General features: G+C 66.2%; 1 protein-coding gene. It reads left to right on the top strand.

The window, feature by feature from the left end; genetic code table 11:
- Positions 1-42: 42 nt before the first annotated feature.
- A complete protein-coding gene (locus EP867_RS12050; RefSeq protein WP_128489539.1) occupies positions 43-17,322 on the top strand; it encodes a leukotoxin LktA family filamentous adhesin in 17,280 nt (5,759 codons plus the stop codon).
- Positions 17,323-17,435: the final 113 nt, after the last annotated feature.

Consider the following 17,435-nt stretch of genomic DNA (forward strand, 5'->3'; position numbering starts at 1 on the left):
TTTCAAATTTGCCCCATTCGCCGATGTCCGTGGAGTTTTAAGATGACCAATGCCCTGCAAGACCGTCCTGTTCTCGTCTCGGGCCTGCGCGCCACTCTGCGGCGCGGGGTCTCGGCTCTTGCCATTGCATCGGTCATCTCGGGCCAGATTGCACCGGCCTGGGCAGATGCGGCCTCCGTCATCACCGGAACCGGGGCTTATGATGCGGGCATTTCGACCAGCACGGCGGGCGGTCAGTCGGTCTTTGACATCACCGGGCAAAAGGCCGGATCGCCGGGCAGTTCGACCGATGTCATGGTCTATGACACCTTCAATCTGGCGACCGGCGACAGTGTCAACTTCCGCCTGAATCAGAATTCAAGCCGCATCGTCAACATCATGGAGGGCAATGCGGGCGTTGCCATCGACGGCGCGGTGCGCAGCTTTGAATATGGCGCGACGAGCGTAGGCGGGGACATTTATTTCGTCACCCCCGGCGGCTTTGTGCTGGGGGAAAACGGCTCGGTTCAGGCCGGGCGGCTGGTGGTGACGACGCCGACCGCGGGTTACCGCGATGATATGATCGACAGCCTGGGCAGCGGGCCGCATCTGAAATCCTTTGAGGGCTACGTTGACGACATCGACGCCGGCAACGAAGAGATGGGCAACGGCGCGATTGAGATCCGGGGCCGGATTGAGGCGCGTGCGCTGAGCCTGCGGGCCGGGGCGCGGATGCTGCTGAACGGTCAGGTCACCGTCAGCGGCGCAGGCGGCACCGACAGCGGCCAGCCGGTGACGGCGGTGAATACCGGCGATGTGAAACGCGCAGCCGGTGTGGTGGTGCGCGACGGCGTGGTCAGTCTGCGCGCGGCGGGCGATCTGACGATCGGCGGCAATATTACCGCCACCAATGGCGCGACAGGCGGTGCGGCGATCACCGCTCAGGCCAAAGACATCACCCTGAAGCTTGACCAGCCGAATTCGGCCCTGGTCGCCGGCGCGGATGGGGCAAGCCGTCCGGGCTTTATCATTATGTTCGCCGAAGACAGCCTGCTGGCAGAGCGCGCGGTGAAGCTGGAAGCGATGGGCGCGGGCGGTCTGGTCTGGCTCGGGGCTGATGAGATCACTCTGGGGCAGGGTGGCAGCGGCACGGGCGACGGCACGCTGGGCGGTTCGGCCGGCGGCACGGTCATGCTGGAGGGCGGGGAGCTGAAGATTCTTGGCGGCTTCACCACCGGGGGCGCGCAGGTTCTGGCCGAGGCAGGCCGCATCGATATTGACGGCAGCCTGACCACTTCGGGCGGGGATGTGATCGCCAAAGGGCGTGACATCCGCATGAACGGTGGCACCATCGACACCACCGCGCCGGGCGGCTCGGGTCTGATTGCGCTGGTGGCAGAGCACAGCAATATCGACCAGGCCTGGCCGATCTCGGTGCGCGATGCCGAGGCGAAGGTGACCCTGGCCGGGGCCACGCTGAAGGGCGGCGCCATTGTTGTTTACGCCGTGGCGCGCAGCGGCACCGGCACCAATCTCGACGATGCCGCGGCGCTTCTGGAAAGCGAAGAGCGGCTGGCGCGGCTGCAGGATGCGTTTTTCAACAGCTTCGGCTCTCAGACCGTCATCATCCCGGCCGATGGCGACACTCCGGAACAGGAGGTCACCACCTCTGCGCTGAGCGATATTCTCGAAGGGCTGATCGACGCGGGCGTCGATGCCGCGCAGAATGCCTCTTTCTCGGCGCTGAAGGCCCTGGCCGCGCAGCTTGTGGTCTCGATCCCGATCAATGAGGCGAAGGCCTCGGTGACGATTACCGACAGCACCATCACCTCTGACGGCACCCGCGGCGCCGCGGGGCTGACGCGGCAGAATGGCAAGACCAACTGGGCCGAAGGCGAGCGCGCCCGCGACGCCGCGATCACCAATGACGGTCTGGTCTCGGACGTCTGGTCGCTGAGCGCGCCGGCGATCCTTGGCACCAAACGTCTGACCCTGCCGGCGGACTGGAACGGCCCGAATGCGGAAACTCCGGCCTCTCAGGTCGGTGCGCCGCGCGAGGATGTCTATATCCGCGCCCATGCCGAGACCATGGTTGAGACCAAGCCCGGCGCGCTTTTGCCGGTGCCGGTCTCGGCGCTTGGCGCTTACAGCAAAACCCGCGCCACCGTGCAGATCACCGGCGCGACCGAGATCACTTCGGCCCGCGATCTGGCACTGCGCTCAACCGTGCGCGATGCCATGGCGGTGGATTTCAAGGGCGCCAAGATCGGCGGTCTGACCCTGGCGCTGAATGTTACCGTTCAGGAGGTCGAGAACCAGCTTCTGGTGGATGCCAAAAAGATCAGCGCGGGGGGGCGCGCGATTTTTGAGGCCAAAACCGTGCGCAGCCATGAAACTTCTGTCGCGGCGGCGGCGGGGGACAGCGACTGGTTGGCGGTGGCGCTGAACGTCGGCCTGAGCAGCAACCACACCGAGGCTGCGGTCAATGTGCGCCCCGGCACCTCCGGGGATCGCAGCACCGGCGGTCTTCACGCGGGCGGCGGCGTCGATCTGACGGCGCAGACGCTTTATCTGGCGAACTCGCGGGTCACCGAAGCGACGGTCAGCGAAAACAATCCCACCACGGCGGTCGTCACCAAAAACCCCCATATCGAGCCGCTGATCTCGGGGATGACCAAGGCGATCAAGCGCAACCTCGGGATGGATGCGAACTCGCAGCCCAAGACCCTGGGGCTGGGCTTCGGGATCGACGTCAACGCCTTCCAGGACGATACCTTTGCCTCGCTGAACGGCGGCTATCACGATCTGGAGAACGGCGGCGATTACCGCGCCTTTGCCACGCCGGGCGCGGTGACGCTTTCGGGCGTTCAGGACCTGAACCTGCGCTCCTCGCTGGATTACCGCACCACCACGGCGCTGTCAGGCCCGGTGCGCCGGGCAGTCTCGCGGATGGGGGATTTCGGCTTTGTTCTCAAGCGGAAGGCCGATCTTCTGGGCCTCAGCTATGACCAGCTGATCGGCCAGCACACCGATGGCATCTTTGCGGCAGGTGCGCTCAGCTATCTGGGCAGCCGCACCGAGGCGGAGCTGGGCGGCAATGTGAAGGGCGGCACGGTTTCGGTGAGCGCGACCACCGATCTCGGCTCGCTGACCGAGGCGCTGAGCGGGCTTTGGGACAGTGTGCAGGAATGGCGCGATTATGCCGGGCGGCTGGAGACGCTGAAGGGTCTGCCTGCCCAGGTGCTCTCCGATGCGCCGGAGGATCAGGATTCGGATGCGCCGGGCCAGGCCTCGGCGGTGCTCGACACCCAGCCCGAGATGCCCGATCTGATGGACTATCTGCTCTCGGGACTGACGCCGACCTCCGGCGTGATCTCGGCGGGCACGCGGACGCCCAAGCCCACCTCCAACCCCGGGATCCCGGTGGATGATAAAGCGCAAAACAGCGCCATGGGCCTGTCGCTCAACGCCTTTATGACCAATGCTCAGACGGCGGCGCGCATTCTCGACGGCGCGGTGATCGCAACTGAGGGCGATGTCAGCGTTCACGCGGCTGAAACCTCGGCGATGATCTTCGGCAATAACTTCCTGCCGACCCATAACCCCTTTGCCAGCGATGGTCCCGCCACCGCGCTTGGCGGCACCCTCGGGGCCGAGGTGAACCGGGGCAGCATCAGCACCACCGTGGGCCGCGCACAGATCGAAGCACGCGATCTGAATGTGACCGCATTGAACGACCGCTTCATGGGCCAGCTGGTCTATGCCGGACGCGGCGGGCGCGAAAAGGGCATCAGCCTCTCGCTGGGTGCCAATGTCACCCTGAAAGACACCACCGCGCTGGTTTCGGGCAATGCCCGCATCGATCTTGACCGGGATCTGAAGATCGAGGCCAAAGACGACACCATCAACTTGGCCGTTGCGGCCGGGCTTTCGGGTGCCACTGCCGCCGGAAGCGGCACCCCCGCCACCGCCGTGGGCGGCGCGGTCATCGTCAATTACATGGAGCGCGATGTTTACGCCGGGATCGGCTACCGCAAGGGCGAGGTTGCCGATGGCACGGGCTATGTGACGGCCGCAGGGGCGGCCAGCATTGCGGCGCTGAACAATGCGCTCGACATTGGTGTGGCCGCCGCAGGTGCGGTGACGGCTGAAACCGCCGCCCCGCCCCAGACCCCCGGCAGCGGGGGGGGCGCGAAAGACGACAGCATTCTGATGTCGCTGAACCCGCTGGTCGGCGATGATGTCGTTGAAAAGATGATGCTTCTTGAAGACATCGATTTCTTTGACGATCTGAACACCGATGAGACCTCAGAGGTTGGCAGTCAGAAAACCGGCCTGTCGCTGGCAGGCTCTGGCGTGGCCAATATCATCGCCTCAAACAGCACTCGCAGCGAGATTGCCGCGGGCTCAAAGCTGACCAGCGGTGGCAATCTGCAGGTCTCGGCGCTGAACAATGGCCTGACCATCGGTGCGAGCGGCGCGGTTTCCGTGGCGCTTCAGACCCAGAACGGCGCAGATGTCCTGGCGGGCGCGCTCAGCATCACGCTGGGCTTCCGGGATGTCTCGGCAAAGCTTGGCGGTGAGATCCTGTCGGAAAACGGCACGATCACGGTTCAGGCGAAGGACGAAAGCCACACGGTCAATGTTGCCGTGGGCGGTGCGGGCACCTCAAAAGGTGACAAAGCCATCGCGGGTTCGGTGGCGATGAACCTGCTGATGGGCGAGACCCTAGTGGATGTGAACGGCGCCCGGCTTGAGGCGGGGCAGAAGATTGATCTTCTGGCCGCTGACAGCTCCTGGCAGCTGGCTGTGGGCGGGGCGATTGCCGTCAATATGAGCGCCGATCAGGGGCTCGGCTTCGGCATCGGCGTGGCGTCGAACAATTACAACCGCCATGCCCTGGTGCGCCTGCGCAATGCGGCGCAGCTGACGGCGGCTGACATCGCGGTTGAGGCGGGCTTTAACGCGCGGCTTTACGGCTTTGGCATCTCGGCAGGGGCCGGCAAAACCGGTGCGGCAGGCTCGGCCTCGGTCAATACGATCGTGGCGGATGCGCGGGTTGAGATCGGCGACAGCCCTGCGGCGCAGACCAGGGTGGCGCTGAAAGCGCTGAACAGTCTGAAGATCACCGCCCGCGATGAGGCGCAGATCTGGGCCTTGGCCGGGGCGCTGGCCTTTGGGCGTCAGAATGCCGTGGGCGCTGCCGGTGCGGTCAATGTGATCACCGGCAAGACCCTGGTGAAGATCGACAATGCGCTTCTCGAGGGGCGCATTCCGGCGGCCACTGCCGAAGTGCCTGACCCCTATGCCGCTGCCTCGGTTGAGCTTCTGGCGAGGGGCAACAGTAAGATCCGCAGCCTTGGCGTGGCGGGTGCGGCCGGGCTTGACGGCACGGCGGTTGGCGCGGGCATCACAGTGAATACCGTGGTTGCAGATGCCGGCATCGCCATGACCGGATCGGTTGTGCGCGGGGCTGAGAGTTTCACGGCAGATGCGAAGTCAAAGCGCGACATTCAAAGCATCGCCGGGGCGGCTGCGGCCGGGGGCAAGGGCGCGGCGGGTGCGGCTCTGGCCGTCAACCTGATCCTGAGCAATGACACCACCACGGTTATTAACGGAAATGACATCACCGCCTCTGCGGTGACCGCGAAGGCTGTGGCAGAGGGCAAAATCCGCTCGGCGTCTGTGGCGATCGGGGCCTCGACCGGTTCCGCCGTTGCAGGGTCGGTTTCGGTCAATGTGATCACCGGCAACACGCGGGCTGACATTCGCGGCGGCACCATCCGCGATGCGCAGAGCGTGGCCCAGATCGCCGAAGATGATCAAACCATCAAGGTCATCGCCGGGAACGCCGCCGTCGGCACCGGCGGCGCGGGTGTGGGTGTGGCCATCGCGGCCAATGTCATCGCCCAGGGCACCTTTGCGAAGGGAAGCTATGCCCTGACCGGCGCCGGTGCGCCGGATCTGAGCGCGAGCGCGGTGAACCGCGCGCATATCGCCGCCATCGGGGCCACGGTGGCCGGGGGCAGCACCACCGGCGTCGGGGTCTCTGCCGCTGTGGGCGATATCGGCAACCGGACTGAGGCCACGCTCGACACCGATGCGGTGAGCGCAGGCGACATCACGGTCAATGCCTCAAACAACAGTCAGATTGATATCCTGGGCGGCGCGGCAGGCGTTGGCATGGGTGGCGCGGGCGTGGGGGCTGCGGTCTCGCTTGCGATGATCCATGACACCACCTATGCGGGCCTCGATGCGAGCCGTCTGACCAGCTCGGGGGATCTGAGCGTCACGGCTTATAAGGAAGGCAATATCAAAGCCGCCGCCATCGGCATTGCGGCGGGCAGCGGCGCGGGCGTTGGTGCCTCGGTCGTCTTCACCATGATCGGGCGCGAGAGCACTGTCGATGGGCTGGCAGAGGCGCACAGCTTTGACCCCGATGCGCCGGAAGGTCAGGCCAGCACCACGACCAGCGCGCGCGGTGACGCCGATGCCACGAAATCGATGATTATGGCGGATCTGGCGAGCAATGCAGGTGCCGCAGGAGACGGCCGTCTGGATCAGGCACTCGGCAGCGCGAACGGCCGCATCGCGGATGATGTGACCGAGGCGAAACTCCGTCTGCAGCAGGCCGGAGAATTCGGCAATATCCTGGTGCGCGCCGAAGATAAGGCGACCATCTCGTCGCTGGCAGGCTCGGCCGCGGCGGGGGGGGCTGCGGGTGTCGGTGCGGGGCTGACCGTCAATCTGATGTTCGGTGCGACGAAATCGGGGCTTGAGCTGGCCTCCGGGCGCAGCCTTGCAGGCAGCGTCTCGGTGCTGGCGCTGCAGACCGGCCGGATCAACACCCACGCCTATGCCTTTGGCGGCGGCGGCTCGGCGGGTGTGGCAGGGGCGCTGAACGTCAATGTCATGCAGCGCGGCCTGCTGACGGAGGTGAAGGGCAATGGTGCAACCCTTGCGACCAATGCCGCCGATGTGACCGCTGCGGCCGATCAGACCGGCGTGGTGGACAGCATCGCGGGCGTTCTGGCCTTTGGCGGCGCCGCCGGCGTTTCTGCGGCCATTTCGGTCAGCTACGTCAATGACAGCGCGGCCACGGCCGTGCGCGATGTGGCCTTTGACACCCGTGAGACCGGGATTGCCGATCTGACCCGTGCGGGCAAAGTGACTCTGCGGGCCGGCTCGGATCTGGAAGTTATGGGCTCTGCCGCCAGCGCAGGGGTCGCGGCAGGGGCCGGGATTTCGGGCGCGGTTGTGGTCAATGTGGGCGCAGGCGAGGTCAGTAACACCAGCCGCAACACCACGATCCATGCCCGCGATCTTGATATTCTGACCCTCGGGGATCGCAATTTCACCGCCTACAGCGGTGTGCTTGCCGGGGGCTTTGCCGGGATTGGTCTGGCCACTTCGGTCAATACCGCCGGGGTGAAAGTGACCTCGCGCCACGACGGTCTGACCGCGAAACTCGGCGGCCACGGGCGTCTTGAGAGCAGCGCTGAGGCCGGTTTTGGCGGTCTGGCCGTGGGTCTTTCGGGCGGTGCCGTGGCGGTTGTGGGCACCGCGATTGCCAATACCTCAAAGTCTGAGGTTGTCACTGAGCTGACCGCAGCCGATGTGGTGGCACGCGGCAATCTCGACGTCTCTTCGGATCTGAAAGCCTTTATCACCATCGATGGCGGTGACGACAGCCGGGTCGGCGCGGTGACCGGCGGTGCCGCCGTGGGCGGTCTCTCCGGAGCGGGGGCTGCGGTCGCGGTCAATGTCTTTAAGGGCAAGGCCGAGACGCGGATCGGCGATCAGTCCCGCCTTGCGGCGCTTGGGGATGACGGGCGTCTGGCCGTGGAGGCGGCGCGAGGGCTGCGCATCCGCGCTGACAGCGCGGCAAGCGTCTCGAGCGCGACCATCATGGCGGCCTCGGGTATCGGAGCGGCCACCGGAGCCATTTCGACCGTGGTGCTTCAGGATGCGGCACGCGTCCTGATCGGGGATCTGAACCAGGACGGGCTGACCAGCGGTCGGGTGGTTCTGAATGAGCAGGCCGATCCGCAGCTGCGCAATGATCTGGGCTATGACCAGGGCAGCACCACCCGTGGCCATGCCGCGCAGGACAGCGTGATTGCCGCGACCAGCAATGCCGAAATCGCTGCCAATGTGGGCTCCGTTGCGGCGGGCCTCGGGGCGGGCGGTGCGGCGATCTCGGTGGTTGTGGCTGAGAATGAAGCGAAGGTGCGGCTGGGCGGCGCGGTGATCGGTGCCAACCGCGATGTGGAGATATCCGCGCTTTCTGACACCCGGATCGGCGGCAGCACCGCCGGTGCGGCGGCAGGTGTGGGGGCAGGGGCCTCCACTGTGAGCACGCGGTTCTTTGCAAGCCGCGCCTCGGTCGATCTGCTGGGGACGGATGTGCTGCCGCGCCCGACGGAGACACCGGGGACGCCGGTGGGGGATCTGCGGATCACCGCACAGACGCGGGCAGAAAATACCGCGAAAACCGGGGCCTTCAGTGCCGCGGCGGTCGGCGGCAGCGGCGCGGTCTCGGTGACGCAGTCCGACAGTTCGGCTGTGATCCGCGTGGACAGCATCCGTGGTCTGATCGCGACCGAGGAGATGGACGGCACGGAAGAGGCGGTTCTCAACAGCAACCTTCATGCCGCAGTCAACACAACGCTTCTGGCGGATAACCTGCTGGAGATTGCAGCCGATACCATGGGCGGCTCGGGCGGCGTCTTTGGCGGCACTTCGGTGGTTTCGCAGACGCTGATCGCGGGTTCAGAGGCAGCGGTTCGCATCGGCGCGGATCAAAGCCTGGAGGCGGGGGGCGATCTCTCCATCAGGGCCAAAGACCGGCTGGAGAGCCACACGCGCACCGGGGCCATCAGCGCGGCCGGTCTGGCCGCGACCGGGATTGCGGTGGATGTTCAGCGCTTTGAGACCACCTCAGAGGTCAGCATCGGCCGGGGTGCCAGCCTGATCGCAGGCGGAGATGTGGTGCTTTCAGCCCAGTCGTCGCGTGACATTGATGTCGGGGTCTCTGCCGGATCGGCGGCCGGGATCTCGGGGATTTCGGCGGCGGTCAGCACGATTGATATCGGCGGCACCCTGACGCCGACGGAAGACAAAGAGCGCCGGGCCAAAGCGGCAGCGGTTGCAGAGACCCGCGCGGCCCTGGCTGCGGCGGGGGATGACAACGCCTCCGGCCTTGCGGGCGGAGCAGGTGCGAAAGACGCCCAGAGCGCGGGTCTGGCACGCAGCGCCGGGCTGAACCTCGACGGCAGCCTTGGCGCAGACAGCGCGAGGGTGGTGATCGGTGATGGCGCACAGATCAGCGGCCGCGATGTCTCACTCGGGGCCACGAGCCTGACGGATGTGACGCAAAACACCGGGGTTCTGGGCGTCGGCGGCATCGCGGGCGCGGCCAGCGGCACCGGCCTGATCCATGCAGGTGCAGGCGCACAGGTCACCGTGGGTGACGACAGCACCCTTGCTGCCACCCGCAGACTGACGCTCTCGGCCCATGAGGGGCAGGCGGCAGGCGGGATTTCGGCCACGGCGCATACCGTGGCCGGGGCCGGGATCGCCGCGCTTGGCGTCGGTGTGGCCCGGGTTGAGGTCACAGGTTCTGCCGGGGTGACGGTGGGGGCGAACAGCCATCTCAGCGGGGGGCACAACAGCGATGCGGGCGAAGGGGTCTCCCTTTCGGCGCTGCGCGATTTGGCGGCAACGCTGGAGGTGGCGAACCACGCATCCGGTGGCTTTGTGGGCATTGGTGCGGCGGTGGCCCATGTCAGCGACCGTGGCCTTGTGCGTATCCGCATCGGCGAGAGCGGGGCTGAGGGCAGCCTCTCGGGCGGTCAGATCCGCGTCACCGCGCGCAATGCCGCCCGTCAGTCCGTCACGGCAGAGGCCGGGGCAGGCGGGGCCTATCTGGGGGCCAGCGGTGTGGATGCCCGTGCCATTGCGGCTTCGGTGACCGAGACCTCGGCGCTTGGCGTGACGATCTCGGGGGATGAGGTTTCGCTGATCACGAAAGCGACCCCGGATGTCTCGGCAGAGGCGAAGGGCAAGGCGCTTGGCGCGGTTGCGACCGGAGTTTCGCTGGCGCGGGCTGAGCTTTCGGCGAAAGTAACGGCTGATTTTGAGGGGGCGATCCGCGCAGGCTCGATCCTGATTGAGACGGCCCTGCGCGGCGAAGGCGCCAGCGCCACGGCCAGCTCTTCGGCAGGTGGCGTGGGGGCCGGCGGCGGCGCGGATGCCACGGCGAAAGGCGGCTATCTCGTTGCGGCCACTCTGCGCGGCGATATGGTGGCCAGCGGCGGCGATCTGAGCATCAATACCCTGGCTGAGGGGCTGCGCTTCAAAGCCATCGGCGATGGCAAAGCCGGGGGCGTGGTCGCCGCCGGGGCGGTCACCGCCTTCGCCGGTCAGCAAGCGGGCGAGCAGGCGGAGGTCAGCCTGACCCTCGACGGGCTGAAGACCGGCGATCTTCTGCTGGCGCGGGATGGGCTGCGGATCAACACGCTGAACGCGCCGGGCTATACCACGCGGGTCAGCGCCGGCTCTCAGGGCGTCTTTGCCGGATCGGCAGCGGCTGCGGAAACCCAAAGCCGGATCAGCACCTCGGCGCTGATCGGCACTCTTGGCGGGGCTTTCACCCTGTCGGGACGCGATTTCTCGCTGGTCACGGCAAGCCGTCCGGATCTGCTGGCCTATGTCAGCTCCACCACCGCCAATCTGGCGGGGGCATCAGGCGCGCGGCAGACCACCGGCGTCAGCATCGCGCAGAGCCTGCGGCTGGGCGCGGGCACGACCGTGACGGCACAGCGCAGCGCCGATCTGGCCTCGGTCAGCCGCATCACGCGTGGTGCGCTGAACGGCGAGGCCACGATTTATGGCGGCTCGGGCGGTCTGGCAGGGGGCGCTGCGGTCCGATCGACGGTTACCACCTCGGTCGACAACCAGTTCACGGTTGAGAACGGTGCGACGGTTGAGATGGGTGCCGCCGCCGGTCTTGAGGGCGTGCTGTCGCTGGCGGCGCTGAATGAATATGACATTCTCGACCGCGCAGAGCTTCATGCCGATGGCGGTATCGCCATCCCGAAAGCCGAGATTGAAATCACCTCCAGCCGCTCGGATGCGATCCTGAGCATCCAGGACGCAGAGCTTTACTCCAATGCGGGGCTCCGGCTTTCGGCGGGCAATCAGGTCAAAATTCTCGCCTATGCCAATGTCTCGACGACCGGCCTTGCGGGTGCGGCCTCGGGCAGCACCCGGGCGGATTTCACCGGAAATGCGAAGGTCCAGCTTGCCTCCGGAGCGCGCCTCTTTGCGGCGCAGGATGTGGAACTCCTGGCAGGCTATGCGCGTGGTCAGCTGCAAACCTTTGATCTGCAGGCGGAAACGCGGCTTTACAACAAAACCGCAGCGCCGATCAAAACCGACCCGGATGCCGATGCCATTGCAAGGGATACCTCTCTGGTTGAGATTGCGGCAGGCGCGGATGTGAAGGCGGTGCGCGACATCGTCGTCGCGGCAGAGGGCGGCGACCGGACGGTGCGCGGCTTTGGGCGCGGCACCGATCTTTACCGCCAGGTCATGGCGGAAATCGCCTCAGCGGTCAGCGGAGTCTTTGGCGGCGATCCGGTCTCGCTCGATATCCTTTCGGGGACCTCGGATGATCGCGGCAATCACGGGCTGCGCCTGAACGGCAATCTGCGCGCAGGGGCGCGCAACATCCAGGTGCTTTACTTCGATGCGCAGAACAATGCGCATTACGGCCAGTATGCCAATGATCTGCTGGCCCATGCCCAGACCACCTGGGACACCGGCACCGGCACCGCCGCGACCAAAGCGCTGAGTGAGCGTCTGGCAGAGGTCGATGGCTGGCTCAGTGCCCCGGCTTTCGCGTCAAATGAGATCGCCCGGGCAGCCTGGACCATGGAGCGCGCGCGTCTGATCGCCGCGATTGATGAGATCCGCGGCGATGCCAACCGGGTGCAGATCACCGTGGGCGATATCCGCGCCTCGGCGGGCAATATCCACCTGCGCGGCACCCATGTCGCCGGAAACGGCCGCCTTGTCGCGCCCGGCGACGCGCTGATTGAGATCAAAGCCACTCCTGGCAGCACCGCGACCCTCGCCGTCGGCAATCTGACGATTGATAACTACGAAGGCGGCACCATCAGCTTCAACGGCACCCGTCTGCGCGACAATGCCATGCTGGCCGGGCTGTCGCAGGGCGGCACCGCGCCGAACCTGACCCTCGTCAGCGCGGAAACCGATCCGGCAAAGCCTGTGATCCGTGTTGAGGCCGGCTCGGCCGAGGGGCGGCTTTTGCATCAGGGCGATGTCTTCAACCTGGGTGGTGAAGTCTGGTCCTCGGGCCGCGACGTCTCGATCTACCGCGAGATGCGGGCGGCGGATGTGAATATCGCCGGTGCGCGTTCGGTCTCGATGGAATATCGCCCGGGCGTGCGTTCCACCGGCGGGGCAAACCCGGAAGACACCCATGCGGCCTATTTCACTTCGGTGGAAGCGGCAATCCGCGCGCGTGTGCGGGCGCTGAACCAGGGCTCTTCGGTCACCTATCGCACCGGAAGCCTGCTGATCCCGAGCTTCCGTCCGTCCAGCGCTAGCGAAACCGGCGGCATCTTCGCCAATTCGAGCATCTTCATCTCGGCGGATATGGTGAACGTCAACAGCACCATCCGCGCCGGGGTCGGGGCCTATGACATCACTCTGGGTGCAGGGCTGGATCAGGTGCTGCAATCGCTCAGCGGCAGCACGGATATTCTGCTTTATGATCCGGTCACCGGGGGCGGGCTGTCTTCGGCCATGGCGCATATCAGCAGCAATGCCGCCATCTCCTGGGATCCGCTGGCCAAACGGATCAAAGTGGCGGATATCGTGGCGCTTGGCGGCGATGTGACCATCGTGGGCGACATCTTCTCGACCGGAAACGGCCGGATTGAGGTGCTGGACGGCTTCAGCGCGCTCAATGTCGACAGCCGCTCGGCTTATACGCTTGAGCTGGGCCGGGTGATGATCGGCGGCGAACTCGACAGCGATGGCGTGGCCAAAGGCGCGACGGGCAAAATCTCGCTTTGGGATTACGACTACTCCCGCCCCGCCGGAAACCAGCTGGTTCTGCGCGAATTCACCCGCGAGGCGGGCGATGCACGGCAGTATACCTATGCCACCAAAGCGAACCGCGATTACATCTTCACCAGCGTCACCGAGACGAAAACCGTCGTCACCAAGCGCCGTGAAGAGCTGATCCTGGTTGGCGGTGTGGTGGATCGTGACAATACGATCACCAAAATCACCAATGAAACCGCGCCTTCCGTCAATGTGATCGCCCAGGCGCCTTATCTCAGCGGCAGCCTCAGCGGGGCGGATTACGCCTATGCCGTCGAGGGCACGCTTCTGAGCCGCAGCGCCACCGAGAAAAGCGCCGAGAAAAAGACCCACGATTCCGTGCGCTGGTGGAAAGGCGGATCGGGCTACCGCCACTATACCTGGACGGAAACCCACACCACGGTTGAGCAGTTTGAGCACCGCGTGAAAGCCGATTACGCCATCGACATCCGCTTCAGCGGCTCGGATGCCATGGCGGGTGCGCAGACCATCGCGATCAATGCGGCCGGATCGGTGATCTTTGGCGGGATCGTCAATAACTACGGCGGCACCGCGCAGGTCCGCTCGGACGCAGGCTCGATTACGGCGGGCAACCGCAATGTCGTGCTCTCCGGGCAGGCGATGGACTTCAGCGCCGCTGCGGGCAGCATCGGCAGCGCAGGCCAGGCTCTGAACCTTGCCCTGGTTGCGGGGCAGGCGGTCACGGCGCGGGCGGCGGATGGCATTCACCTGGCTTCGGCCCGCGGTGATCTGCTGGTCGGCGATATCACGACCTCGCGCTCGGATGCGCTGGTCTCCTCGGTCGGGGCGGTGTCGCTTTCGGCGCGGGGCAATCTGATCCAGCAGGCCGGGACCACCATTCGCGGCGGTGACATCACCGTAAGCTCGGCCACCGGCGGGATCGGCGGAACCGAGAGCCTGCGGATCGATCTGCAGGGGGCGGGACGTCTTTCGGCCACGGCGTCGGGCGATATCGACATCACCGAAACCGATGGCGATCTGCGCGTGGCGCGGGTGGTCTCCCAGGCCGGAGATGTGACCCTGCGCGCACCGACCGGGGCGATTACCGACGGGCTCGACGATGCCCGCAGCGATTTCCGCACCAATGCCGAACTCGCGCAGATCTGGCGCGATGAGCTGGGTCTGACCGTCTCGGGAGAGCGTACGGATGCGATGATCGCCGCCTATGAGGCAGAGCGCGAGCGGATGTACCGCGACTATTGGGACGCCCGCGACAAAGCCGGCGCCCTGCCGGGTGACTTCACCCCCACCGAGGAAACCGTTCTCGGCTGGGACCAGCAGCGGGCCGATCTGCGCGCCCGCGGGCTGAGCACCGATGCGCTTGAGGCGGAAATCGCCGCCTGGACCGCAGAGCGTCAGGCCTTCTGGCGCAGCCTTGACGGCGAAACGGCGCGCCAGACCGGCTATACCTATACCGCCGGGGCTGCGGAGCGCGAGGCGATCACCACTGCTGCGCTCTTTGATCAGGACCAGATGCTGCGGTCGATCTCGGCGGCGGTGGTGCGGCGGAACACCTCCACCCAGGACAGCAATGAGAGCAGCAATGTCACGGCCTTTGGCTCGATCTCGCTCCTGGCGCGGGATGGGGTTGGCCAGGATCTCGACGATGTTGTGATTGATGTGACGCAGACGATCAGCAATGAGGATCTGCTGCTTCTGAGCCGTGCGCTGGCCCATAACGTCACCTTTGACAAAGAGGCAGGCACCATCCGTCTGCGCCGCTTCGATGATCTGAATGTGGCGATGACCGGCGGGCGCGACGCGCTGAGCGGTCTGGGCAGCGGTGTGCTGACCGTCTCGTCGCAGACTGCCGGGCGCAGCGTCTTTATCGGTGCCGACCACGGTCTGCGCCTTGGCACGATCACTTCGGCGGGCGGTGTGACGCTTCGCGCCGGGGGGGCGATCACCGGCAGCCGGACCAGTGGCACGGATATCACCGCTGCGGGCGATCTGGTGCTGGAAAGCGCCGAGGCCGACATCGGCACGCAGGAACGTCGTCTGAGTGTCGAGGTCACCAACAACGGCCGGGCCAACCTGCGGGCGAAGGGCGACATCCGCCTTGCGGCCCAGGGTGCCCTGACCCTGGCGGAGGTTTACTCCCAGGCAACGGCGGATCTCTTTGCCACCGGGGCGATCACGGATGCTTTTGCAACGGCAACCCCGCGGATCGTGGCACGCAACATCCTGCTGAGCGGCAGCTCAATCGGCACGCTGTCGCAGGCGCTCGGTCTTGAGCTGGAGCGTGACGGCACCGGGGCCCTCGGCACCCTGAGCCTTGCGGCGACGGCAGCCGATCTGCGGGTGGCGCTTTATGAAGATGCGCGGATCGCTTCGGCAACGGCGGCAGGCGATCTGTCGGTGCTGGCCCATGCCGATCTCTCTCTGGCCGGTGCCATGGCAACGCCGGGTCGGATGGATCTGACGGTGACCGGTGATCTGAGTGTTGAGGCCGCAGATCCCGCCGGACATCTGAGCCTGCGCGATCTGACGCTCTCAGCCGCCTCTGTCGGAGCAACCGGCGCACCGCTGGGGATCCGTCAGACCGGACAGGGCGGGCTGGTCAGCCTGACCACCACGGCGGGCACTGCACGGGCGGAACTCCTCAGCAGCACCCGTCTGTCGCTGCTGTCACTGGCCACCGGGGGCGAGATTCTCGCCGCCGCTGATCTGGCGCTGGTGGGCGCGGATGTCATCCGCTTCGGGGCGCAGGATCTCAGCCTTGATCTGCGCGGCGCGCTTGATCTCAGCGCGGCGACGGGGGTGGATATCTCGGGCTCGCGTCTGCGGCTGACGGCCGCCGGGGATGTGGGCCGGGGCGCGCAGCGCCTTGAGACCGCGCTTGATGTCCTGACCGCTCAGGTCGGGGGAGAGCTGCATGTCACCGATGCGGGCGATCTGCTGACCGAAGCGCTGAGCGCGGGTCGCGTGCTGGATCTTCTGGTCCTCAATGACCTGACCCTCGGCGGCGCGATGCGGGCCTCGCAGGTGGTGATGACGGCCAACCGTCATCTGAACATCGGCGCAGCCCCCGTTACGGCGGAAGAGCTGCAACTCTTTGCGCTGAGCGGCACGATCGCCGGTCTTGCCGGCAGCAGCGCGCAGATCACCACGCCCAGCCTTGGCAGCCTGACGGCCTATGCGGCGGGTGCGGTGGATCTGACCGGCACCGCCGGGCTGAACATCCGCTACGCCATCGCAGGCACCGACCTGCGGCTGCGGGCGGCGGCGGGCGATCTGACCGCTTCGGCCCTGCAGGGACGCAACCTGACCCATCTGACCGCCAGCGGCGATGTGGCGGTGACCGCGATTGGCACCGGCCATGTGACCGGAGCGGATCAGAGCGGCTTTGGCCTGGCGGCGCTGCCTGCCTACGGGCGGCAGGATCTGCAAAGCGTCGGGCTGCTCGATGTGACGGCGGGTGGCGCGGTCACCCTTGGCCTCGCGCGGGCCGGGACGGTTCAGATGACCTCCGACCGCATTGATGCGGTGCTGACCGCCGCACAGCCGAACGGCCATATCGATGCGACCGTGCGTGACAATGGCGACACCCTCGGCCCCGTCACCCGCATTGAAACCGTGGCGGGCCAGGACATCGGCGATCCGAATGCGGCCGATCTGGCGGGGCTTCGCCAGGGGCTGGACCGTAACCTGCGTGATCAGAGCTCGATCTTCTTTGACGGGCCGGTCAGCCAGGATGCCGTTCTGGTGCACCGCGGCAATCAGGTGCAATTCGCCGAGCAGGACGCGCAGCTTGACCAGCGCGTCATCCGCGGCGATGAGCATCTGCGCCTGAGCCGGGTCTTTGCGGGCATCGACGGCTCGGTGCAGCTTGAACTCTGGCTGGGTCCGCAGGCGCGGGTCAATGTGGACCTCGGCGAAGGCTCTGTGCTGGCGGCAGATCCGGTTCTGGCGCTGGAGACGCGCCGGGCAGGCTTTGTGCTCAACGGCCGCGAGGTGCTCTCAGAGGAGACCGCACGCGGTCTGACCGAGCGTCTGAGCCTGCTGGCCACCGGCGGCAGTTTCCTGCCGCAGTGGAGCGCGGGTGAAAGCGATGTCAGCGGCCCGGATGCTCAGGGGCAGCCCCTGCTGCAATTCCGCCTCGCGCCGGGCTGGCAGAGCTTCCGTCGCGGTCTTGACCGCGCGCCGCTGATCCTTGGATCGGTGAAAGGCGCAGATCAGGGTTAAGCCGCAACCACAGATTGAACTGAAGGTGGCGGGGGCATTCCCCGCCATTTTCATTCGCGGTCGCCCCGTCTTTGTGGCAAAATAAGTGTCACGTCGCCTGACGTGATCTGACA

It is taken from the genome of Falsigemmobacter intermedius (assembly GCF_004054105.1).
In the GTDB taxonomy this organism is placed as follows: domain Bacteria; phylum Pseudomonadota; class Alphaproteobacteria; order Rhodobacterales; family Rhodobacteraceae; genus Wagnerdoeblera; species Wagnerdoeblera intermedia.